The following is a 279-nucleotide window of genomic DNA, read 5'->3' as shown; positions in this document are numbered from 1 at the left end:
GAGTGCAACGCTCGATCGCGCCACTGTTTTAATCGTCAATTATCGAGGAACATGGCAAGGAATTCGGGTTGATCGCTTCTGGCGGGAACAAGAAGTCGCCTTACGTAGCGTTGACAGTCCGCTTCCGTTACCCCCAGGGGTCACAGGTTCGACAGTTTTAGGAGATGGTCGTCCGATTCCGCTAGTCGATCCAGTACAACTTCTCAACTGGTTTCAACACCCGCAAACTAACCAGGAATCGCTGGCTGATCTCAGTTCTCCAGATCAGACATTGCAAAC

1 protein-coding gene is annotated in these 279 nt (G+C 51.3%); it reads left to right on the top strand.

Translation table 11 applies throughout. The features are described 5' to 3' along the window. A partial coding sequence (locus R0J87_RS19705; RefSeq protein WP_498888369.1) for a chemotaxis protein CheW occupies positions 1-279 on the top strand: 279 nt, incomplete at both ends.

The organism is Halomonas sp. SIMBA_159, assembly GCF_046536035.1.
Taxonomy (GTDB): domain Bacteria; phylum Pseudomonadota; class Gammaproteobacteria; order Pseudomonadales; family Halomonadaceae; genus Vreelandella; species Vreelandella venusta_A.
The sequence above is the reverse complement of the archived record's forward strand: the minus strand, read 5'-3'. Positions and strand labels throughout refer to the sequence as shown.